17 protein-coding genes are annotated in these 22,126 nt (G+C 45.9%); 5 read left to right on the top strand and 12 right to left on the bottom strand.

Annotation, left to right across the window (positions count from 1 at the left end; translation table 11 throughout):
- Positions 1-75: 75 nt before the first annotated feature.
- The 10 genes from TRQ7_RS08870 to TRQ7_RS08825 form a co-directional block, all read right to left on the bottom strand.
- Positions 76-1,245 carry a DUF2264 domain-containing protein gene (locus TRQ7_RS08870; RefSeq protein WP_015919971.1) on the bottom strand — a complete coding sequence of 390 codons (1,170 nt, stop codon included), beginning with the start codon at positions 1,243-1,245 and terminating at the stop codon, positions 76-78.
- The gene (locus TRQ7_RS08865) at positions 1,230-2,921 is read right to left on the bottom strand and encodes a glycoside hydrolase family 2 TIM barrel-domain containing protein (protein WP_041844481.1); all 1,692 of its coding nucleotides are present in this window, start codon (positions 2,919-2,921) and stop codon (positions 1,230-1,232) included. The genes TRQ7_RS08870 and TRQ7_RS08865 overlap by 16 nt, the downstream gene beginning before the upstream one ends.
- Positions 2,922-2,984: 63 nt before the next feature.
- Positions 2,985-4,127: a hypothetical protein gene (locus tag TRQ7_RS08860; RefSeq protein WP_168098982.1), complete on the bottom strand. Its 1,143-nt coding sequence runs from the start codon at positions 4,125-4,127 to the stop codon at positions 2,985-2,987.
- 154 nt (positions 4,128-4,281) lie between these two features.
- A complete protein-coding gene (locus tag TRQ7_RS08855; RefSeq protein WP_041844479.1) occupies positions 4,282-5,298 on the bottom strand; it encodes a dipeptide ABC transporter ATP-binding protein in 1,017 nt (338 codons plus the stop codon).
- Positions 5,285-6,280, bottom strand: a complete 996-nt coding sequence (locus TRQ7_RS08850) for an ABC transporter ATP-binding protein (protein WP_041844478.1) — start codon at positions 6,278-6,280, stop codon at positions 5,285-5,287. Before TRQ7_RS08850 ends, TRQ7_RS08855 begins: the two co-directional genes overlap by 14 nt.
- An 11-nt stretch (positions 6,281-6,291) precedes the next feature.
- The gene (locus tag TRQ7_RS08845) at positions 6,292-7,395 is read right to left on the bottom strand and encodes an ABC transporter permease (protein ID WP_041844477.1); all 1,104 of its coding nucleotides are present in this window, start codon (positions 7,393-7,395) and stop codon (positions 6,292-6,294) included.
- Between the two features lie 10 nt (positions 7,396-7,405).
- Positions 7,406-8,389, bottom strand: a complete 984-nt coding sequence (locus TRQ7_RS08840) for an ABC transporter permease (RefSeq protein WP_041844476.1) — start codon at positions 8,387-8,389, stop codon at positions 7,406-7,408.
- A gap of 71 nt (positions 8,390-8,460) precedes the next feature.
- On the bottom strand, positions 8,461-10,428 hold the full coding sequence (locus TRQ7_RS08835; protein ID WP_041844475.1) for an ABC transporter substrate-binding protein: 1,968 nt from the start codon (positions 10,426-10,428) through the stop codon (positions 8,461-8,463).
- Between the two features lie 265 nt (positions 10,429-10,693).
- Positions 10,694-12,094, bottom strand: coding sequence for an alpha-glucosidase AglA (gene aglA, locus TRQ7_RS08830; RefSeq protein WP_041844474.1), 1,401 nt, complete (start codon positions 12,092-12,094; stop codon positions 10,694-10,696).
- Positions 12,095-12,108: 14 nt separating this feature from the next.
- Positions 12,109-12,867: a DeoR/GlpR family DNA-binding transcription regulator gene (locus tag TRQ7_RS08825; protein ID WP_041844473.1), complete on the bottom strand. Its 759-nt coding sequence runs from the start codon at positions 12,865-12,867 to the stop codon at positions 12,109-12,111.
- Between the two features lie 193 nt (positions 12,868-13,060).
- Between TRQ7_RS08825 and TRQ7_RS08820 the strand changes: the two genes are divergently transcribed.
- The 5 genes from TRQ7_RS08820 (at position 13,061) to TRQ7_RS08800 (ending at position 20,636) form a co-directional block, all read left to right on the top strand.
- Positions 13,061-14,311: an RNA-guided endonuclease TnpB family protein gene (locus tag TRQ7_RS08820; protein WP_052472233.1), complete on the top strand. Its 1,251-nt coding sequence runs from the start codon at positions 13,061-13,063 to the stop codon at positions 14,309-14,311.
- A gap of 106 nt (positions 14,312-14,417) precedes the next feature.
- Positions 14,418-15,560, top strand: a complete 1,143-nt coding sequence (rhaI, locus tag TRQ7_RS08815; RefSeq protein WP_041844471.1) for an L-rhamnose isomerase — start codon at positions 14,418-14,420, stop codon at positions 15,558-15,560.
- The gene (rhaD, locus tag TRQ7_RS08810; RefSeq protein WP_041844470.1) at positions 15,557-16,267 is read left to right on the top strand and encodes a rhamnulose-1-phosphate aldolase; all 711 of its coding nucleotides are present in this window, start codon (positions 15,557-15,559) and stop codon (positions 16,265-16,267) included. Before rhaI ends, rhaD begins: the two co-directional genes overlap by 4 nt.
- Positions 16,258-17,688: a rhamnulokinase family protein gene (locus tag TRQ7_RS08805; protein WP_015919961.1), complete on the top strand. Its 1,431-nt coding sequence runs from the start codon at positions 16,258-16,260 to the stop codon at positions 17,686-17,688. Before rhaD ends, TRQ7_RS08805 begins: the two co-directional genes overlap by 10 nt.
- On the top strand, positions 17,685-20,636 hold the full coding sequence (locus tag TRQ7_RS08800; protein WP_041844469.1) for an alpha-L-rhamnosidase: 2,952 nt from the start codon (positions 17,685-17,687) through the stop codon (positions 20,634-20,636). The genes TRQ7_RS08805 and TRQ7_RS08800 overlap by 4 nt, the downstream gene beginning before the upstream one ends.
- A gap of 71 nt (positions 20,637-20,707) precedes the next feature.
- On the opposite strand, the gene TRQ7_RS08795 is transcribed toward TRQ7_RS08800, so the two are convergent.
- Complete coding sequence (locus TRQ7_RS08795) at positions 20,708-21,652, bottom strand: asparagine synthase-related protein (RefSeq protein WP_015919959.1); 945 nt, start codon at positions 21,650-21,652, stop codon at positions 20,708-20,710.
- A complete protein-coding gene (locus TRQ7_RS08790; protein WP_015919958.1) occupies positions 21,649-22,122 on the bottom strand; it encodes a metallophosphoesterase in 474 nt (157 codons plus the stop codon). Before TRQ7_RS08790 ends, TRQ7_RS08795 begins: the two co-directional genes overlap by 4 nt.
- Between the last annotated feature and the right edge of the window lie 4 nt (positions 22,123-22,126).

Raw genomic sequence — 22,126 nt, 5'->3', positions numbered from 1 at the left:
TCCCTGGAACATTTGGACTTTAGACATGGTATCACTGGAAAATTAATGGATTTATTCAGAGGGTTTTAATGTGTGTTAATCTTCCAGAGCTTTGTCTGGATGAATGTCCTCTCCTTCCCATACCTTTTTGTTTGTCCAGCTTTCACAGGGATCTTTCCAAAAAGGATCAGAGGGTGGAAGTCCCAGAGGAAGGAAAACGGTTGTACAAAGATAGAGACTTCCTGTGGTGATGTACTCTTCACCAAGAGATGGTTGAGAACCCACCAGACCTATTTTCAACCAGCCGTTCTCGTCGAACGTAGCGGGATGTTCAAAGATTCTTCTGAGAACGGTGGTGAGGGCACATCTGACCTGAGCAGGATTAAGCTCTGGTGGAAGCAGGTGAAGAAGAGAAAGCTGACTCAAGAGATGGAAAACACCTGTTCTATAGGTTATCGATCTACCGATGATCGGGAACGTTCCTTCAGGAGAGATCATTCGCTCAAGAACAAGGGCGTATCTTTGAGCACGTTTGAGAACTTTCGTGTACAGTTCTTTCCACTCTGATTTTCTTTCAGAAAGGATTCTCAGCACGTCTATGAGCATTGGCTGTATCACAAAACTGTTGTAATAGTCCCACCTAAAGTGAGGACCGTCTCCATAAACCCCGTCCCCCTTGTACCATCCTTCTACGATCTTCAGTATCAGATCGATCTTTGTGCTATCCCATTCCTCACCCACAAAGAAGAAAAAAGTTTCTATAATAGCGGAAAATAAAAGCCAGTTCGAGTAGTAAGGTTCTATCCTTCTTGTTTCCTTCAATTCTTTTATCAATCTTTCCTTTGTGGAAGGGTCGAGATCTTCCCACAACGCTTTCGGTGCCCTCAGTATGCCCTCTACCAGAAAGGCTGAATCGACCAGAGGTTGTTTTCCCTCTCTAAAGTTCATGTAACTTCTACAACCGAGATCGGTTGCCACACGAAGAGATTTTATCGCCAGCTCTGATAACCAGGAAGCTATTCTTTTCTCTTCAAGATCGGTGTTCACAGCCTTTTTGTTCAACTCGAGAAAAGGAGAGAGCCCACAGAGGATTCTACCAAGTAATTCAAGAGGTGCAAATTTCTCCCTCTCCTTGCTCCTTTTTCCCTCTATGGGCATCAACTCTTTCAAGCGATCGGATGCACAGAGTTCAAGAGGCTTTTCACATATCTTTCGAAGAAGAAAGATCCAGTAACGGCGAACGTTCGTCATTATCTTTCGCTCCACAACCTCCTCAACACATGGGCAACCAGTTTTGGCTGTCTGTCTCTTGTGAAGACACCTTTGTGGTTCAGGATGGGTCTCCTCACGTTCTGAGGTGTCTTAAAGTCCGCAAAGGCCCACACATGCGTCCCCACGATGTAATCTTTTTTCATGAGAAGATTTATCGTTTTCTCAACGAGTTCTGCCTGGTATTCTTCGGAGAACATCTGGGGTGGATCGTAGTGGAAACCTGCTATCGCATCCGCTCCAAACTCCGTGACGAAGATGGGTTTTTTGTGCCTTCTGTAGAGTTCTTCCATGTCCTCTTCCAGCGCTTTCAGTCCCTCGTCTATCCTCCCCTGATAGATGTACCATCCGTAGTACCTGTTCACACAGACGATGTCGAAATACTTCAAAGCCACATCCCTTGTCCTCTCGTCCGGCGTGTCCATCATGCTCACCATGACAACAGGACGAGTGTTGTCCATCTTCTTTGCCGTCTCATAGAGAGCTTTGAAGAAACCTTCTGCATCGGGATGGTTGGATTCAGGCTCGTTCGCCACACTCCACATGATCACACTGGGATGGTTTTTGTCTCTGTCTATCATCCTTTTCACGTTGTCTTCTGCAATTTTCTGCGTCTCCGGATTGTAGTGATACCTTGTGATACCAACATGGGGTGCTTCATCTATCACGAGAATTCCCAGTCGATCCGCAAGGTCCAGCCACTCTTCACTGTAAGGATAGTGAGATGTTCTGAAGGAGTTTGCGTTGATCCACTTTAAAAGGTTGAAATCTTTCACCATCATGGGATAGAACGTTCCCTGCCCCAGAACGGGAAATTCCTCGTGCTTTCCAAAACCCTTCAAAAAGATCGGTTTTCCGTTCAGGTAAAGTCTTTTCTCGTCCCAGCTGATCGTTCGAATTCCAACGTCCAGAATGTACTCGTCCTTTTCGAGCTCTATTCTGAGAGGGTAAAGATGAGGATCTTCTGGACACCAGAATCTTGCATCCTCGATTATGAATTCTTCTTCGATGAACCTGTCTGTCACTTTGAGTTTCTTTTTCACCTCTCCGAGTTTGATCGTCATCTCTTCCCCCATCGCCTCTTCTGAGACTTCCACCTTCACCCTCACTCTTCCGAGTTTCTTTTCTGGTTCAGACTTGCTTGTGTCCACCCAGATATCCAGGATCCTTGAGTGATCTGTGAACTCTACAAGAACCGGTCTTATGATTCCTCCGTATGGAAAGAAGTCGAAATTTGCAGGTGGAAAACTTCCGAAAAATCCCACCGTGTGTGTGCCACTGTCCGGTACCTTTGAAGGAAAGCCTCCCACCTTCAACTCGTTCTTCACAACCACTTTGAGTTCGTTCTTTCCTGGCTTCATCTTCCCTGTCACGTCTATCTCGAAGGGAAGATAGCCGATGTGGTTTTCCCCCACTTTCTCTTCGTTCAGATAGACTTCACAATCTGTGTTCACGGCGGAGAAGTAGAGCCTGACGTGTTTTTTGGAGAGTTCTTCCGGAATGTAAAGGATAGTTCTGTAAGTGAAAGGCCCTTCTTCGTAGCACAGATCCTGATACTGCTCGTTCCAGCTTCCAGGAACGGCTATCGGCCTTTCCTCTCCGTTCACTTCAAGGGACCAAATTTCACTCAGACTCATAATCGTTCTTTTGAAATTTTGCTGGGGTCTTACCATAATATTAATCACCTCCGAATTTTACGAATCATCGGTTCTCCAGAACTTCGATGTAATCTATTTTCAAAGGAGTATACAGAACAAATTTGATTGTATGTTTTCCAGATGACAAATTGGTGATTCTACAGAACAATTTTTTTTTGGTCCATTTTCAATATCATCCACGTTTATACTTCTCACTTTCACACCATCGAGAAAAATGTCTGCTTTTATCCGGTTATTTACAATATTTCCAATAATGTTGATTCCCGCGCCTTCAAAGGTGTATTCAAAGTAAGAAAATCCATTTCCGGGAGTTTCGCTGAGAGTACGTCTATAATCAGAGTAAGAGGCAAAGATATGATTCCATTTGCCGATATATCTAATGGATGGATCTCTATCGTCGATTTTTCGAGCATACGCTGGGGTAAAGTCTTCCAGCGGCTCTACTGATATCTCATCAAATCTAACTTTGTGATATCCACTACCCAGAACAACTAACCCACTTGAAATACCTCCTATCTCATCGAAATAATCGCACAACTTTGCATTGTCTAGAAACACTTCTATCTTTGAATCTTTGAAGCTTATCTTAACGTGATGCCATTTTGTAGCATCAAAGTTTTCAATTGTTCCTTTAATTAAGGTAGTCGTGTATCTTTTGAGTTCCCAAAAACCATTGCCATGGATCTTCAAATAATAACCAACAGGAGGATTCTCATTACATGGAGAATCAATAACTCTTCCACCGACCATTGCATAAGCAGTTGCCACATTTTGCCCCTCCAGATTTACCCAACAACTCACACTGTAATTTGACCAATCAATATCGCCGAAAATAGTGTAAGGATCTGGTGTTTTTCTATATACCCAATCAATGGGTCGTATGTCTCGTGTTATTACCTGACTCAATCCTTTTCCTCTAAATCCATTTTCACATATTTCAAATGCTCCTCCTTGATCACAAAAATATCTAGGCTGAGATCCATTCGCATACTCGTCGAAAGTTTCGTAATAAGGTAGTCCCAGATGACAAGAAGGAGGAGGTTCAAAATTTCCTTTTCTTTGACCTGTAGTGGTTGTTATAGAATAGATGGAAAACGGTTCTATTTCCACAATGAAAGTTCCTTTCTCAGGTGTAATACTTCCAGAATACATAAATTTTTCTTCCTCCGTCGATTTCCAAACGTGAACCTTTTTTCTTGATGCTTTTTCATCATTTACCACAAACTCATATATCAAAGATTCTTCCGAAGGATTTACAATAACAACACTATAATTTTAGAGATAGAATCACATGTTGCCAGGCAATAGAAAGGTTTTGAAAATATACTTGTTTTGTCAAGAATCTTCCAACCTGGTTTTATCAATCTAAAAAATCTCACACCCCTTCCAATTTCAACGAATCAGCAAAATGACACGCCACGAAGTGAGGATTTTGGTCAGAGCCGACGTTTCTGAGCTCTGGGTACACTTCCTTACAGATGGCCTTTGCATAAGGACACCTTGGATGGAAGTAACAACCAGAGGGTGGATTCGATGGATCTGGGACCTCACCTGTGAGATGCACCTTCTTTCTCTTTCTTTTTGGATCTGGCTTTGGAACGGCAGAAAGGAGAGCCTCCGTGTAGGGGTGCTTTGGAGAAGAAAAGAGATCTTCAGTCTCTGCAAGCTCCACGATCCTTCCCACGTACATCACAGCCACCCTGTTTGTGATGTGTTCCACCACACCAAGATCGTGTGAGATGAACAGATAGGTGAGATTGTACTCTTTCTGAAGGTCCTTGAGAAGATTTATGATCTGTGCCTGAACGGACACATCCAGAGCGGAAGTTGGTTCATCACACAGAACAAGCTTTGGCTTCAAAGCGATCGCACGTGCGATGGCGATTCTCTGTCTCTGCCCACCCGAGAAAGCGTGGGGATACCTTTGCATGTACTCTGGCCTCAGGCCGACAGCCCTCAAAAGATCTGATACGATCTGGTCTATCTCCTCCTTCGACTTCACCAGTTTGTTTACAACAAGGGGTTCTGCTATGATATCCCTCACGGTCATTCTTGGATTCAAAGAAGAATAAGGATCCTGGAAGATCATCTGAACGAACCTTCTTACACCCTTTTCCCTGAGTTCTCTCTCAGAAAGCTTTGTGATATCGACCTTTTCTCCGTTCATACTCAAAATAATCTTTCCCTCTGTTGGCTCGATCCCTCTCATGATGATCTTTGCCGTTGTGGTCTTACCACAACCACTCTCTCCAACAAGCCCGAGGGTTTCCCCCTCTTCTATGTGGAAAGAAATACCATCCACCGCCTTCAAATATCCAACAACCTTCCTTCTAAAGCCACGCTTTACAATGGGAAAGTACTTCTTCAAGTTCTCCACCTCAAGAAGCGCCATCTTCTGTCCCTCCATAGAGAAAACAACTGACTTTATGTTCTGGTCCTACCTCAACCTCAACTGGCTCTTTCTCATCACAAAGACCCTTCATCCTGTAGGGACACCTTGGATGGAACCTGCAACCTTTTGGCATGTTCCTTGGATCTGGCACATCCCCTTCTATCACCTCGAGCCTTTCCACCCTCTTTCCCACAACAGGAATGGACCTCAAAAGAAGCGACGTGTATGGATGCTTTGGATTGTAAAAGAGCTCCTCAACGGGTGCACTCTCCACCACCCTTCCAAGGTACATCACCACAACATGATCAGACATCTCCGCAACGACTCCCATGTTGTGTGTGATCATCATGATCGACATGTTGTAATCTTTTTGAAGCTCCCTCAAAAGATCAAGAACCTGAGCCTGTATCGTCACATCGAGGGCCGTGGTCGGCTCGTCTGCGATCAAAAGACGCGGATTACACGAAAGGGCCATCGCAATCATCGCACGCTGCCTCATACCACCCGAGTACTCGAACGGATAGGCGTCTATCATCTTCTCCGGCTTTGGAATACCAACTCTTCTTAAGAGTTCTATCGCACGCTCTCTTGCCTCTTCCCTTGATATCTTGAAGTGATAGACCATACCTTCTATGATCTGGTCTCCCACCGTGTAGACAGGAGAGAAGGCAGCCATCGGCTCCTGAAAGATCATCGCTATGTGTCTTCCCCTGACCTTTCTGATCTCCTCCTTTGAGAACTTCGCAAGATCCACCACCTTCCCGTCCATGTTGTAGAGGATCTCTCCGGAGACTATCCTTCCTGTTGTGCCAAGAAGCTTTATGATCGACCTTGCCGTCACACTCTTTCCACAGCCACTCTCACCGACAACACCCAGTGTCTTTCCTTCCTCTATCTCAAAACTCACCCCATCGACCGCCTTCACAACGCCTTCGTCTGTAAAAAAGTAGGTCTTCAGGTTCTTCACCTCAAGAAGTGCCATCCTCTTCCCTCCTACATGTTCGCATACGGATCTGCTGCATCCCTGAGCCCGTCCCCAACGAAGTTGAAGCACAGAACGGTTGTGATCACAAACACAACGGGTATCAAAAGCCATGGATACAGGGCAACAACCGTCAGATTCTGTGCCTCCTGAAGCAGCACTCCCCAGCTGATCACAGGCGGCCTCAGACCAAGTCCAAGAAAACTGAGACTTGTCTCACCAAGTATCATCCCGGGAATGGAAAGTGTGATGCTCGCTATCAGATGGCTCATAAAGGAAGGAAGCATGTGACGAAAGATGATCCTTGCTTCCGAAGCCCCCATGAACCTTGCTGCCATCACGAAGTCTTCTTCCCTCAAAGACAAAAATCTGCTTCTCACAACCCTTGCCAAATCTGTCCACCCCGTCAACGAAAGAATAATCAATATGACAAAGTAAACTCTGAGTGGAGGCCAGTTTTGTGGAAGAGCAGCACTTAGAGCTAACCACAATGGAATCGTGGGAATGCTCCTTATGATCTCTATCGTTCTCTGGATGAAGTTGTCCACTGTACCTCCAAAGTATCCTGAGATGCCCCCTATGGTGATACCAAGAACAAAGCTCAAAAAGACCCCTATAAGACCAATCGATGTCGAGATGCGAGCACCGTAGATGATCCTTGAGAGCATGTCCCTTCCCAGTCTGTCTGTTCCAAGAAGGAACATGTAGCCTTCTTCCACTCCGATGAAGTGTACGTTCGTCTTCCATATGCCCCAAAGTTTGTACTCGTCTCCCCGAACAAAAAACTTTATCCTGAAGATCTTGCTCTTATCTTCCTTGTAGATCCTCCTCAGGGTCTCAAGGTCCACCGTGGAAGTGTAGCCGTACACAAAAGGCCCTATGAACTTTCCCTCGTGGAAAAAGTGTATCCTCTGCGGCGGTGCGTAGGGAAACCTGTAGTTGTACTTGTTCGGATCGTACGGTGCAAAAAACTCGCAGAATATCGCAAGAACGTAGATTATTAAAAGCACCACTCCTCCTATCACCGCAAGTTTGTGCTTTTTGAACCTCCACCAGATGAGCTGCCATTGTGATGCGTAATAGAACTTTTCTTCCATCCTCTCTTTCTTCTTCATGCTTCCCCTCCTACTCGAACCTGATCCTCGGATCCACCCACGCAAGAAGTATGTCTGAGATCAGTGTCCCTATCACCGTGAAAAAGCTCAAAAACATCACCAAACTCCCCGCAAGATACATGTCTTGATTTTTCAATGCATTAAGAAGCAATGGCCCCACCGAGGGTAGATTCAAAACAATCGCGGTTATCGTAGCACCTGAGAAGATCCAAGGTAATGACCATCCCACTGTGCTGATGAACGGTATCATCGCTATCCTCAAAGGATACTTCCAGAACACTTTGTTCTCAGGAAGCCCCTTGGAGAGTGCTGCCTCCACATAGGGCTTGTGAAGTTCATCGAGAAGGTTTGCCCTCAGTGTCCTGATGAGCCCTGCCATGCCAGAAGTTCCCAAAACCAATACAGGTATCCAAAGGTGTTTTAAGATATCCAGAAATTTTTCGAAATTCATAGGAATGCTGAGATACTTTATGGAATACAGACCACTCAGATTTTCTCCTGTCAGAACGTAAATTCCCCACAACAAAATGAGAGCTAAAAGGAAGTTAGGAACTGCTAGACCAATGTATCCAAGAACAGTTGCAAAATAATCCCCAATGGAATAAGGATGGACCGCCGAGTACATGCCAATAATAAATCCGAAACACCAACTAAACGCAAGTGATAATGCAGCTACTAAAACCGTTATCCCTAATCTATTCCAGAGTAATTCATTCACAGGCTTTTTCCACGAAAATGAGTATCCAAAATCTCCATGCAGGATTCCCCAGATCCATTTTAAATATTGAACATAAATAGGTTTATCCAATCCATACTGTTTTCTCAACGCTTCTACAGTAGCCAAATCAATGTCCTCACCAGAAACTCTTAATTGTGCAATATAGGATGTCAGAAAATCTCCAGGAGGGAGTTGAATTATAGCAAAGGAAATAATGGAGATGATCAACAATGTTATGAAGGCATTTATTAACCTTCTTAGAATATACATTATCATAATTGCCACCTCACTCGCTGAGATCTACAAAAATGATGGGTTTGACAAAAGGGGAGGAACCCCTCCCCCTTCTATTCCTCGAAATAGAACTGCTCCGGTCTGAGATTCTTAGGACTTCTTATAAGCGGGAAATCCCAAAGCAAGCCTTGTGGAACATTTTTCATGCTGTTCTTCACAACAATTGGCTGTGGAAGAGCTCCTACAAAACCAACCATCCAGATGTTTTTCTTGTGGAGATTTATTACCTCTTTCATTAACTCATCACGCTTTTCTGAGTCAACTTCTTTGACAAGTTGATCCCATATTTCGAAAAGTTTCCACAAATCTGTTCCCTCTTCAGGCGGCATACCTGTTTTTTTGCCAGTATTGTACCATTGCCATGTAAGAGGTGCCCATTGACTTCCAAGGATGTGAGCAGGATCTCCAACAGGATCCACGTTTCTGTCAAATTCCCATACGCCTATTTGTAATTGTCCAGCCTCCAATCTTGTGACATATAATGATCTGTCAATGGGTTTTAAGACAACACTTATGCCAACTTTTTCGAGATATGACTTTAGCATCTCCATAGTTTTTTCTCTTGTTTGAGTAGGAGTTGTATATTCGATAACAATTTCAAGTTTTTTACCATCGGGTCTCAGTCTGTAGGAGTGCGAAGGATCCCATTTAAGTCCCATTTCATCAAGGAGTTTGTTTGCTCTGTCAGGATTATATTCCGCGAAAGCTTTTTCCCATTCAGGGTCATAGTATTTGACACCTTTTACGAATGATGCCTGACGTGGTTCTCCAAGTCCCTGGTAAACCAACTGCCAAATTTCTTCTCTATTTACTGCTAGAGACAGAGCCTGCCTGAACCTAGCATCTCTTAGAATTTCACCGATCACAGGATCATCTGTATAATTTTGATTTATCATGAGAGTGTCAACGCTTCCTACCGCTTGTCTGGCAAGAATTATTCTGTAACCTCCCTTTTCTCTATTAGAAGCAAGAATTGAATAGTCTGCAACCGTCAAATGCCTACCTTGCATATCGATTTCTCCCGATATCGCTTTCATCAGTAACATCTGCTGATTTTCAACATAATGAAATACTATCCTATCAATGTAAGGGAGTTGATTTCCTTCGGGATCAATTTTAAAGTAGAATGGATTTCTCTCGAGTATGAGAGCTCTCTCTGAAGAATCCTTGGATAATTTCCAGGGGAAGAGAACTGGTAAATCGGGATTGACAAGCCAGGAATTAGATTGGAGGCACTTATCCTTTACGAATCGGTACCAAATATCATATCCGTTATTCTTTGCTATTTCGTTGGCTTTTTCCAAACCAATGTATTTCGGATGGAATTTTTTTATGTAGTGTGATGGAACAACAAACTCAAGCCCGGCTCTTCCACCATCTCCTGCTAGTGCGAGAGAGAATAATGGATATGGTTCTTTGAAAATTACCTTGAAAGTATAATCGTCGACAATTTCCAGATTGAAAATCTCTCCACCTGGTTGAAAAACAGCAGGTACAGATGGTGTTAATTCTTTGTTTAGAAGAACATCGTAGTACCAGAATTTCACGTCCTCTGTAGTTACTGGCTCTCCATCAGACCATTTCAAACCTTCTCTAATTTTCATAACGTATTCTCTACCATCTTCTGAAACTTGCAAACTTTCAAGAATATCAGGCAATAATTCCTTACCTGCTTTGTCTGAGATTACCATAAATTCATAACAAATACGACCCGCGTTCCACTCGTCTGAAAGTCCATACCATGCTCTGTTCCAAATACCACCATATTTTCCCACACTTTCGTATGGGACTACTACAACAGGATTTTTCGGTAATCTCTCTTCAACAGAAGGTAACAATCCCTTCTCAACCATCTCTTTCAACATGGGAGCTTCGTTGAATTTCGTGATCTTCTTCCCCGTCAGACGTTCGTAATCAGTGAGATTGTAATACTCTCCAGGAACGATCTCGTTGAGTCCAATGGCAAGAATCTGAACTACAAAGATCACCATGATAAAACCCCACAGGACCTTCCTAAACATCGTACCACCACCTCCCAGTTTTGAAATTGATATCGCTAAAGATCACAAAAAGCAAACTAAAATTATCCAAAGTCTATCAATATAGTATCAATAAGTGTGCAATTAAGTCAAACGATTTTGACACCAAATAATTCTGATGTCTATCGATTAAGATCAATTATTCGAGGTTATCTTCGATTATCTCACGTTTTTTCCTTTTTACAACCTCTTACAACAAAAAAGCGCCCCGCTGAAAGGGGCGCTGGGGTTTTTCGAGAGGAAAAACTCATCCTGAATAATGCTTTTTCATTTCCTCGTTAAAAGGCAGGTTGAGGATATCATCGATGACAGCGACGACCTGTTCGTAGGATTTTGTTCTGGGATCTCTGACGAGAATCTCCTCAAGAACCCTCCTGTCACCACTGATGAACGCCTCAAGTGCCCATTCCATCCTCAAAATCCTAGGAAGAAGATAGAACTTCTTGATCCTCTCCGTAAGATCAGGCTCTATCTTCTCCGGATGTATCCCTTCCTTGTCCACTATCACCGGTACCTCCACAACCACATCGTCCGGTATCCCCTTTATCGTCCCTCTGTTCTCCACGTTCAAAACCAGCCTTGCTTTCTTCCCGTTCACAAGTGCGTTGATGAAAGGTATGTGCTGCTCTACACTTTCACTTCCTGTTGTAAACACCTCGGGCCATACCTTCGTGAGCTCTATCGTCGGATCTTTCTCCACTTCTTTCGCAAGTTCCATCAGCCTCTTTCTTTGCTTTCTCAAACTCTCGTAGAACTTCGGCCTTTCTACCTCGTTGTCTATTCCCCCATACTTTCCGAACCACTTCTTCTTCGTCTCAAGATCGTAGTGGTACTTCCACGTCCCACTCCTCACCGTGTCTCCTATCGGATACATCCCGTAAAACCTGTACATGTCTATCGCAGCAGGTGAAAAGTCCACGTCCCATGGACTCTTTGGCTCCCAGTTCGACGCGTTCTTCTCTATCCACTCATCCAGCCTGGGATATAAGTTCTCTCCCTTCCACCTGAACCTGTTCAGCCATATCGCATGGTTCACCCCTGCTACCTGCCAGTCGAGCTCTTCTGGTTCTACCCCAAGCACCTTCGCAAGGTGAAACACGTGTGCGTATCCATGGCAGAACCCCACTATCTTCGCCTTCGTCAGCCTCTTCACAAGTTGGGTGATCTCAAAGACGGGATTTGCCGTCTGCAGTATCCATGCATCCGGAGATATTTCCTCCACAGCTTTTGCTATATCAAGGCTCATCTTCAGATGGTTGTAGTTGCTCAAAGTGTAGTAGTCCGATACCATGTTCAGCTCCTGGCTGTCTATCCCCCTGTAGTAACCATGTCTTTCCCCTACTTCCCTCATGATCTCGTAGTGCACGTACCCGTCTTCATGTCCAGGTGCCCTGTAGAGTGCTGTGTTGATGACAAACTCTGCCCCTTCAAGTGCCTTCTCAAGGCTTGTCGTCTCTTCCACCTCGTATTCTGCCTTCAACTCCTTCAGGTACTTCTTCACAAGTGTGAAGGTTGCCTTCAGCCTCTCTTCGTCGATGTCCATCAAAACCAGTCTTGACCCATAAAGCTCTTTTGTCTTTGCCAGATCACCTACTAGTTTTATCGTGTACCTCACACTCCCTGCACCTACAAATACGATGTTGGGCATGTGGATTCCTCCTTTCAATGGACAATTTTCACACCTTTTTCCCTGAATATTTCATACTGATTCTCAGGAGGTTTTCTTTCTGTGATCAGATAGTCAATCCTTTCTGTGGGTATCAGATGTGCCAGTGATCTTTTTCCTATCTTGCTGAAGTCGGCAAGAACAAAAATCTCTTCTGCTTTCTCAACGAAGATTCCCTTTATTCCCATCTCCATCGTGTTTATTTCGTAGGTTCCCTCTTCTGCGGTCACGCCTCTGCATGAAACAAACGCTTTTTTCACAGAGAACTTCTTTCCACACTCTATCGTCAGGGAGCCTTCCACCGCCAGGTTCTCCGGGTTCACTTTTCCCGTGAGCAGAACAACACTTATACCGGGGTTTTTCGAAAGTTCCATGGCGGTGAGCAGATTGTTCGTGATGGCGTGAACGGATTTTTGAGACGAAGCCAGATGTCTTGCAAAGATATGTGCAGTGGTGCTTGCGTCCAGAAAGATGATGTCGTTGTCCTCCACAAAGTCCAGCGCAAGCTGGGCGATCCTCTCTTTTGCCTCCCTGTTTATCGAAAGCCTTCTCATGAAATCTGTTTCCTTCTCGAAGTAGTTCACCTTTCTTATACCGCCGTGTACTTTTCTCACCAGATTCCTCTTCACCAGTTCTGCCACATCTCTTCTCACGGTGATCATCGAAACACCGAGTTTCTCCTGAAGATCCTTCATGCTGACAAAACCATTTTTGTCAACGATATCGAGAATCTCCTTCAATCTTTCCTCCTTCATATCATCACCCTCCTTTCCCTTCGAGAGATTTTATCACAAATATCGTTGACTTTTGTGATTAATTTATGATAAATTTATGTTTGAATTCATATCCACGAGGTGATGAAGAATGAACGGTGCAAAAAGATGGTTCTTTCCCGGTGGTTACAGAAAACTTGCCAGAAAACACATCCCATTTATAGGATCGTGATGAATGGCAAGAAGAGAGGTGCAGAACATGGCAAAACACATGAAAACATACAAATTCCCGGCATCATCTGAGTACTACACAAAATGCAAAAAGCTATCAAAACTTGCTGGACGAGTCTACAGCAAAACAGTCTCTCTTGTCAGAAAAATCCACAGAAAGAAAAACGTTTGGCTCTCAGAGGGTACAGTAAAAAAATACATCTCTCAATGGGCACAAAACATTCCCCTTCACTCTCAAACCAAACAAGCCCTGGTAGAAAGATACTTTGAAGCCCTCAAGAGTTACTTCAAGGCAAGTAAAACAAACCAAGACCTCAGACCACCCTTTAGAACACCAAAGTACACAAACGTTGTCTGGAAAAACCAGGCAGTAAAACTCCTTGAAGACGGCGCGTTGAGACTTTCGATGGGAAATGGAAACGATCCTCTCTACATACCAACAACCCTTCCGAAAGAGGTGGACATAAGACGGGTTGAACTTGTCTACGACAAAAGACAAGACAAATACTTCTTCCACGTGACCGTTGCGTTTGAAGTACAACCCAAGTACAAAGTAGTCGGTGTCGATCTTGGAGTTGTTCATCCGATAACTGCCTCAACAGAAGACAAAGCAGTTCTCTACAACGGAGGGGTGATGAACTCAAAACTTCGCTATCGAAACAAAAAACTTTCCGAGTTTCAAAAGAAACTGTCCAGGAAAAAGGTTGGTTCAAGACGCTACAGAAAACTTGTGAGGGCAAAAAGAAGGCTTCTTGGAAAGATTCAAAACCAGATCAAAGACATCCTCCACAAGTACACAACACACTTTGTTGGATGGTGCCTGTCACTTGGAGTAGGCACCATCGCAATAGGAGACCTTCGAGGTATACGAGACAGGGTTGATTACAGTACCAAAGTGAATCAAAAGATCCATCAATGGCTGTTCAGAAAGATTTCTGATCTCATCAAGACCAAGGCAGAAGCACTCGGTATCGAAGTGGTCTTTGTTGACGAGTCCTACACATCACAGACGTGTCCTGTCTGTGGCAAAAGACACAAAACATCGACGAGGAACTTCAGGTGCTTGGGTTGTGGTTTTGAATGGCACAGGGATGCGGTGGGGGCATTGAACATCAAAAGGAAGTATACAGGCGAGAGCCTGGTAGTAGGGGCGTTGGCGTCCCCCGTGGGTGTGATGTACAACTCACACCTTCGTTGCCCGGTGGTCATGTGGTCACCGTGGAAGCCCACCTTCGAGTGGGTAAAAACCTCCTGATTCTTTTAGGGGATTGGGAGGACGTCAAGCAGCTTTCACGACTTGATGTTGGAAAGGAACATCACACCCTGATGACAACAATCGGTTACTGGGAGGAGGGATGAACATGGAAGAGATCTTCAGAGAACTGGACGAGTTGAAATTCGAACTTCCTTCCTGGGCGTTCAGTGATGCAGGAACGAGGTTTGCCGTCTTTCACGAAGAAGGAGCGGCCTGCAACGTCTTCGAGCGAATAGAGGATGCTGCGCTCGTTCATGAACTCACAGGGTGTTGTCCTTCCGTTGCCCTCCACATTCCATGGGACAGGGTGGAAAACTGGGAAGAACTGAAAGAGTTTGCAAAGGAAAAAGGTTTGAGGATAGGGGCCATCAACCCGAATCTCTTCCAGGATCCAGATTACAAGTACGGAAGTCTCACCAATCCCAGCGAGAAGATCAGAAAGAAAGCGATCGCACACGTGATGGAATGTGTGGACATAGCGGTGAAAACGGGCTCAAAAGTGATCAGTCTGTGGCTTGCAGACGGAACGGATTATCCAGGTCAGGACGATTTCCGTTCCAGAAAGAAAAGGCTCGAAGAGTCCCTGAAGTACATTTACGACAACATGCCGGAGGATATGTACCTCTTCATAGAGTACAAGTTCTTCGAGCCTGCCTTCTACCACACGGACATACCGGACTGGGGAACGAGTTATCTTCTCGCTGAAAAGCTGGGAGAGCGAGCACTCGTGCTGGTCGATCTGGGACATCACGCTCAGGGAACGAACATAGAGTACATCGTGGCCACACTGCTTTCGGAGAGAAAACTTGGAGGATTTCACCTGAACAACAGAAAGTACGCAGACGACGATCTCACGATCGCTTCCATAAACCCATATGAGGTGTTTTTGATCTTCAAGGAGATCGTCTTTGCCTGGAGAGATCCTGAGCTTTCTGACTTTTCAAAGAAAGTGGTTTTCATGTTCGATCAGGCACACATCACAAAGCCGAAGATCCTCGCGATGGTACAATCCGTCGTGATGGCCCAGGAACTCTTTGCGAAGGCACTTCTTGTGGACGAAAATCGATTGAGAGAAGCTCAAAAAAAGTGCGATGTGGTGGAGGCCGAGGAGACTCTGATGGATGCCTTCCGAACGGATGTGAGGCCACTTCTTAGGGAGTACAGAAGACGAAAGAACCTTCCAGAAGATCCGATAAAGGTGTTCAGGGAAGGAAATTACATGGAGAAAAGAAGGAGAGAGAGAAGATGAAGGAGATCGTGAAGGAAATTCAAAAGGTTGCTTACTGGCTCGCTGTAAAGGGTCTTTCTGAGGCGAACGCGGGAAACATCTCTGTCAGGATCGATGAAGTACCAACCAGTTACGAAGTGAAATCCATGGAGGCGTACGGTTTCGAGTACAATGGTCCTGAGATGTACCTTCTGATCACGGCTACAGGGTCGAGAATGAGGGAGATCTTCGAAGATGAAAGTAAGATCTGTCTTCTTCACATCCTTCCTGGAAGGTACTATGAAATCCTGCACGGTGAAGGAAAACCCACCAGTGAATTTCCAACACATCTCATGATCCACGCACGGTTCAAGGAGATGAACTCAGAGAAAAGAGCGATCGTTCACACACACCCGCTAAACCTCCTCACTCTGATGAACTTGAAGGACTTTCAGGACCTTCTTCCAAAGATGATGAAGATTCACCCTGAGGTTCTCATCTTCTTTCCCCAGGGGATTTCCGTTGTCGAGTTTGAAAAACCAGGGAGCGTGGAACTCGGTTTGAAAACCGTCGAAAAAGCTCGGGGAAAGGATGCCGTCCTGTGGGACAAACATGGAGTTGTAGCGTTTGGAAAGGACGTAGCAGAAGCCTACGACAGGGTTGAGATTCTGGAGAAAGCAGCAGAGATCCTTCTGAGGGTGCTCAGCCTTGGAAGGGATCCAACGGGTGTTCCGGAGGGATGGTTGTGAAGGTGCTCGCCGTGGATCTTGGTGCAACGAACGGGAAGATCTACGAGGTGGAACTGAGGGAAAAGTTGACGGTGAGGGAGCTGAAGAGGTTTCGAACGGAGGGGATTTTCCTTCCGGGAAGAGACAGAGATCACTTTTTGTGGAATCTTCCGAAATTCTATGAGGAAATAGAGAGTGTTCTTGAGACCTCCGACACGCAGTCGGTGGGAGTGGACACGTGGGGTGTGGACTTTGCGCTGTTTGACGAGAGGGGAAGGCTCATCTCCCTTCCGTACCATTACAGAGACATAAGAACAGAGGGAGTTATGGAAAAAGTCTTCGATATCATCCCAAAGAAGTACATATTCGAGCGAACGGGGATACAGTTCATGGAGATAAACACCCTCTATCAGCTCTACTCGATGGTTCTTTCGAAAGATCCTTTCCTGAAAGTGGCAAAGAAGATCCTGATGATACCAGACGTGTTCAACTTCTGGCTTTCCGGTGAGGTGGTGAGTGAGTACACGATCGCAAGCACTTCCCAGTGCTACAGTGTGCCGGAGAAAAGATGGGCGTTCGATCTTCTCGAAAAACTTTCCATTCCCACTGAAATCTTCCCGGAGGTGGTCTCACCGGGTACCGTCCTGGGAAAATGCAGGGTAAAAAGGGAAATGAACGTGATCGCCACCACCTGCCACGATACCGCATCCGCCGTTGTGGCCGTGCCGTTCGAAGAGGAAGGGATCTACATCAGTTCTGGAACATGGTTTCTTGTGGGAACGGAACTGGAGGAACCTCTTCTGACGGAAGAGGCGATGGAAAGAAACTTCACAAACGAAGGTGGATACGGAAAGATCAGGTTTCTCAAGAACGCAACCGGTATGTGGCTTCTTGAAGAGTGCAACAGGATGTGGAAAAAGAACTACTCAGAGATCGTGGAGATGGCAGAGAACGCACCTTCTTTCCAGGCGTTTCTCGACCCGGACAGAGAAGAGTTTCTTCACCCCGGGAACATGCTGGAGAGAATCAGATCTTATCTTGAAAAGACAGGACAGAGAACACTGGGGGGAATCGGAGAAATTTCCCGCCTCATCTTCGAGTCCCTTGCGTTCAACAGCAAATGGATCGTGGAACAGATCGAAGAACTCACCGGTAGAAGGTACGAAAAGATCCACATAGTGGGTGGAGCCGTGAAGAACGATCTTCTGATGAGTTTCATTGCCGATGCAACGGGAAAGATCGTGGTGGCAGGCCCTGTGGATGCAACGCCCATCGGAAACGCCCTCGTTCAGTTCATCGCCATGGGTGAGATAAAAGATCTCGACGAGGCAAGAGAAGTTGTGAGAAAGTCCTTTGAGTTGAAAATGTTCGAGCCGAAGAATCCGGAGTTGTGGAGCGAAAAGTACGAAGAATGGAGAAGGTACAAGGGGATGAGAGTGTGAACCTGAAGGATCTGGAAAACCCTGGAGTGTGGTACAGGCCCGCACCTTTCTGGAGCTGGAACGACAAACTGTGCGAAGAAGAACTCCTGAGGCAGATAGACGAGATGTGCGAAAAGGGATACGGCGGTTTCTTCATGCACTCGAGGGTGGGGCTTGTGACGGAATACCTCTCCGATGAATGGATGGCCCTTGTGAAAAGGTGTGCTGAGCATGCTAGAAAACTTGGAATGCTGGCCTGGCTTTACGACGAGGACAAGTGGCCTTCTGGATTTGCCGGTGGAATCGTTCCTCTCGAAAGTGATGAATACCGCCACAGGTTTCTTGTACTTTTGAAGAAAGAGCAGATCGAACCAGGCGACGAGATCTTGAAAAGGATAGAAAGAGGAAATGAAGAACTTTTCGTTGTGAAGCGCACGATGAAACTGGGAGATCCCTGGTTCAACGGGACCTGCTACGTGGATCTTCTCTCGAAGAAGGTCACTGAAGCCTTCATCAGATCGACCCACGAGAAGTACAGAAAGGTGTGTGGTGAGTTCTTTGGCTCTTCGATCCCTGGGATCTTCACTGACGAACCCACCTATCTGAGAGTTCATTACCCGGAAATTCCTACCCTTCCCTGGACGGATCGATTCCCGGAGGAGTTCTTGAAAAGAAAGGGATACGACATCAGGGAACACTTTGAAGAGCTATTTTTCAACACGAAGGACTACATGAAGGTGCGGTACGACTTCTTCGATGTTGCAACTGAACTCTTCATCGAAAATTTCACGATACCATATGCGAAGTGGTGCGAGGAAAACGGTATCTCCATGACGGGCCACTACATGGCCGAAGACACGCTCAGGGGCCAGGTCGAATGGATAGGGGCTGCGATGCCACACTACGAATACATGCAGATACCGGGAGTTGACAAACTCGCACGTCATCTTGAACAGGTGATCACGATAAAGCAGGTCTCATCGGTGGCGGAACAGTTGGGAAAGAAATGGGTGCTCTGTGAAACGTTCGGAACCACGGGTCAGCACGTGAGTTTCCTCCACAGAAAGTGGATTGCAGACTGGCAGGCTGTCCTTGGGATCACCTACATAAATCCACACCTCAGCCTCTACTCGATGAGGGGAGAAAGAAAAAGAGACTACCCACCGAACCTGTTCTATCAACAGCCCTGGTGGAAGAACGAAAAGCGCTTCTCTGACTACCTCGCCAGATTGAACTACCTGATGACACAGGGAAAGAGAGAAGTGAAGGTGCTGATGATCCATCCGATCACCTCTGCCTGGTGTGTTTATTCGAAGTTCGACGACGAGATCGACAAACTCAACGAATCCTTCGACAGGACCGTGAAAGAACTCGTCTCAAACAAAATAGATTTCCACTTTGGCGATGAGACGATCCTTTCGAAACACGGAAGGGTGAGCGGAGAAAAACTTGTGGTGGGAAACTGTGAGTACGATATCGTTCTGGTACCTCCCCTGCTGAACTTGAGACGCTCAACGGTGGATCTTTTGAACGAGTTTTCAAAAAACGGTGGTAAGATCCTTGTCCTGAAAGATGGAAACTTCTTCCCGGAAAGGGTGGAAGGAAGAAAAGAAAAGCCGGAGTTCCTCAAAAGAGCACGTGTTTTTGAAGATCTTCAGGGTCTTATCGATTCACTCAGGGATGTGGCTGCCGTCGAGGTCATAGACAAAAAGACCGGAAAGAACGCAAAATCTGTGATTGCACAGAAGAGGTTGCTTGAGAACGGCTCATACATCATCTTTCTTGCGAACACGGACATCAACCGGGAAGTGCACTGCCAGTTGAATCTGAAGGAGGAAAAAAGACACATTTACGCGATCGACATCTTTGACTTTGCTGTGGTGGAGTTCAGCGAAAGAGAGTTCACCATGCACCCGGCATCGAGCCTTTTGATCTGGGTAACGGACGAAGAGATTCCGTCACAGAGAAGAAGCGTGATTTCAACGGGGGTGACTTTGAAAAGAGAATTCGAACTTGAAATGGCGTTTTCTGAGTTCGAAACAGAGATGAACGGTTTCAACGTGCTGCCTGTGGACAGGGTAGACATGTTCGAAGCAGACGGGAAGGTCTTCAGGGATGAGTACGTTTCGAAGATCTGGTACGAGTTCTACAGACTGCCAGAAGGAACACCGTTCGGAGTGGTGTATTCGTTCGAGATCAGGGAAAAACCAGAAAAGCTCTTTCTCGTTGTTGAGTGTGCGGAGAATCTTGACAGAATCACGGTGAACGGCCACGAAGCGGTGTTCAAAAAGAAGGGTTGCACTTTCACCGAGGAGGAGTGTTTCCTGGATGTGAACTTCGGAAAGATGGACATTACAGAACTTGTTCAGGTGGGGAAAAACATCGTCGTTCTGGAAGGAAAAAAGAGTAACAACATCACAGGACCAGGCTGCCACGAGAGGGTGAAAGATCCCGAAAATCACAGACCCACGGAAGTGGAAACGATCTATCTTGTTGGGAAATTCTCCCTTGTGAACGTGGACGAAACAAAGTACGTGATCGATGCTCCAAAAACACCAGACCACAAGGATATCACACGGAGTGGATACCCGTTTTATGTGGGCTCTTTCACTCTGAGGAAGACCTTCGAGATGAAAAAAGACCCGAAAAGAAGGTACTTTCTCAAACTGAACAGCGTGAGGGCCGCGTCGGTGGAGGTGTTTTTGAACGAAAAATTCGTGGGAAGTCTCTTCTGGGAACCGTTCATGGTGGAGATCACAGACAACCTTCACGACGGAAAGAACGAACTGAAACTTGTTCTCACCAACACACTCTTCAACTTGATAGAGGCAAACCACAAGGCCGATGTGCTCGAAGAAACGTTCAGAAGACCGTGGAGTTTCATAGACTTTGAGCATCACACGGACAGATACATTCTTCTGCCCTTTGGTCTGGAAAATGCCGCTGTGCTCAGTTCTTTTTCACCCTGAACTTCGGTCTTCTTTTAAACCTGAAGATCCTTCTCAGAAAGAGAAGAAGGGGGCATCTGAATGCCATTCTTTCACTCCTTCCTGAAGTCGATCACCTGAAAGGTTCTCAGCCTGTTGTTTCTGGACTCTTTCCATTCCACCTCTATGGGGAAGGCAAACTCTGGCTGGAGCCTTCCCTCCTTTATCCACTTTCTTGACTCTTCGTTTCTGTAGATCGCAGGATTTGCAAGAACAAAGAGTCTCATTGGCCCGTCAACGACCACCACCTCGTCTATCGTCTTCTCCTCTGAAAGTTTTTCAACGATCTCTTCAACGATTTCTTCTGGTGGAAAGGGTTTGACGTTCACCAGTGCGATGTTTCTGGAGAGGGGTCCTATGATCTTCACGTTCGCAAGTTCTGGAGCGAAACCGTGTTTTTCCAGAACGTTCAGAAGGATCTCGTTTGCCACCGAAACCGCTCTTCCATGGTAGTTCGGGTTTATGAGCATCTTCAAAAGATGCTTCAGTTTGCAGCCTTCTCTTCCTGCAGACTCTCCTATCTTTCTCACTTCTATTCCGAGATGATCTATCATCGCGTTTATCTCGGCCTTTCCCACCCTGTAAAGGGGTGAGTAGACTCCATCGAAGACCTTCAGCCCCGTTTTCCCCCAACTATCTGAGGCGTTGGCACCGCTCGCAACAAGGCAACCACCGGCGTACTCTTTCACAAGACGCGTTTTCACATCCCTCGTACAGGCGTTACACGAAGGACCGTATCTCCAGACCTTCTCCTGAAGTCCGTTGGACGGGATGAAGGTGTGCTTCAGCCCATACTTTTCCGCAAAACTTCGAACGATCTTTCTTGATTTTTCGTAGGTGTAAGGTCCCCAGTCGACGGTGACGAGTTCCACCCTCTCTTCTCCGAGGGCCATCTTCGCAAGGATCGCAACAAGAGAGCTATCCTTCCCTCCAGAGAAGGCAACGTAGAGTTTTCCATCTTTCACTGTCTCTCTTATGTCTTCAACGATCTCCCTCACAGTTTCTTCAACTCGAATCTCACTTCACCTCCATCGAGAGTCAAAACAGCGTAGGATCCTTCTGCGAGGCTTCCAGGGTTCAAAAACCTCACACCCGCTTTCGTGGTGTCTTCGGGTTCATGTGTGTGTCCAAACAGTATCACATCTGGTTTTTCGTTGAACACCCTGAGAAGGCGGTCTTTCAGATCCCAGGGAGCACCCCAGCCATGACAAATTCCGATGTTCACACCTTCCAGAAGAAGCACTTTGGAGAACGGAAGATGCTCCTTCACATCCGGATAGTCCATGTTTCCGTGGACTCCGTAGAATTCTCTGGAAGATTTCTCCAGAAGGATCACCGTGTCAAGGTCCACGTAGTCTCCAAGTCCTATAACCCCGTCGTATTCTTTCAGGGCGTTTATGATTTCATCGGGAAGATCTGGCATTCGTACAGGAACGTGCGAGTCAGATATTACAAGAAAGCGCTTCACTGTG

Source organism: Thermotoga sp. RQ7, from assembly GCF_000832145.1.
Taxonomy (GTDB): domain Bacteria; phylum Thermotogota; class Thermotogae; order Thermotogales; family Thermotogaceae; genus Thermotoga; species Thermotoga neapolitana.
This window is presented reverse-complemented; position numbering and strand designations above follow the sequence as displayed.

Bases quoted from the DNA above. Each gene is read 5' to 3' on its own strand.
- TRQ7_RS08845 (WP_041844477.1), bottom strand. From the start codon at position 7,395: ATGAAGAAGAAAGAGAGGATGGAAGAAAAGTTCTATTACGCATCACAA.
- TRQ7_RS08840 (WP_041844476.1), bottom strand. From the start codon at position 8,389: ATGATAATGTATATTCTAAGAAGGTTAATAAATGCCTTCATAACATTG.
- rhaI (WP_041844471.1), top strand. From the start codon at position 14,418: ATGGAAGAGATCTTCAGAGAACTGGACGAGTTGAAATTCGAACTTCCT.
- TRQ7_RS08835 (WP_041844475.1), bottom strand. From the start codon at position 10,428: ATGTTTAGGAAGGTCCTGTGGGGTTTTATCATGGTGATCTTTGTAGTT.
- aglA (WP_041844474.1), bottom strand. From the start codon at position 12,094: ATGCCCAACATCGTATTTGTAGGTGCAGGGAGTGTGAGGTACACGATA.
- TRQ7_RS08820 (WP_052472233.1), top strand. From the start codon at position 13,061: ATGGCAAGAAGAGAGGTGCAGAACATGGCAAAACACATGAAAACATAC.
- TRQ7_RS08850 (WP_041844478.1), bottom strand. From the start codon at position 6,280: ATGGCACTTCTTGAGGTGAAGAACCTGAAGACCTACTTTTTTACAGAC.
- TRQ7_RS08855 (WP_041844479.1), bottom strand. From the start codon at position 5,298: ATGGCGCTTCTTGAGGTGGAGAACTTGAAGAAGTACTTTCCCATTGTA.
- TRQ7_RS08865 (WP_041844481.1), bottom strand. From the start codon at position 2,921: ATGGTAAGACCCCAGCAAAATTTCAAAAGAACGATTATGAGTCTGAGT.
- TRQ7_RS08825 (WP_041844473.1), bottom strand. From the start codon at position 12,867: ATGAAGGAGGAAAGATTGAAGGAGATTCTCGATATCGTTGACAAAAAT.
- rhaD (WP_041844470.1), top strand. From the start codon at position 15,557: ATGAAGGAGATCGTGAAGGAAATTCAAAAGGTTGCTTACTGGCTCGCT.
- TRQ7_RS08805 (WP_015919961.1), top strand. From the start codon at position 16,258: ATGGTTGTGAAGGTGCTCGCCGTGGATCTTGGTGCAACGAACGGGAAG.